Origin of the sequence: Streptomyces chisholmiae (assembly GCF_031845445.1) — a bacterium.
Lineage (GTDB): Bacteria > Actinomycetota > Actinomycetes > Streptomycetales > Streptomycetaceae > Streptomyces > Streptomyces chisholmiae.
In genome coordinates, this window is the sequence record NZ_JAVREO010000177.1 from 1 (window position 1) to 455 (window position 455).

Below are 455 nucleotides of genomic sequence, written 5' to 3' on the forward strand. Positions count from 1 at the left end.
GGTCATCGGGGCCAGTGGGTTCCTGGGCTCGCACGTCGTACGCCAATTGGTCGAGAACGGAGAATCCGTACGGGTTCTACTTCGCCGCACCAGTTCCACCAGGGCAATCGACGATCTCGAGGTGGACCGCACGTACGGCGACATCTTCGACGACACTGCGGTGCGCGAGGCGATGGACGGCTGCGACGACGTCTATTACTGCGTCGTGGACGCCAGGGCCTGGCTTCGCGACCCAACCCCACTGTTCCACACCAACATTGATGGATTGCGCCGGGTACTCGATGTCGCGGCCGCCGCCGACTTACGTCGGTTCGTGTTCACCAGCACAATCGGCACCATCGCGCTATCCGAGAATGGCGGAGCTGCCACCGAGGACGAGCCGTTCAACTGGCTGGACAGGGGCGGGGCCTATATCCGCTCGCGCGTCGAAGCCGAGAACCTGGTGCTCGACTATG

1 protein-coding gene is annotated in these 455 nt (G+C 63.3%); it reads left to right on the top strand.

Annotated features, from left to right (window positions below; translation table 11 throughout):
- Positions 1 to 46: 46 nt before the first annotated feature.
- Positions 47 to 455: NAD-dependent epimerase/dehydratase family protein (locus tag RM844_RS32670; protein ID WP_311671063.1), on the top strand; the 409-nt coding region annotated here is incomplete at its 3' end.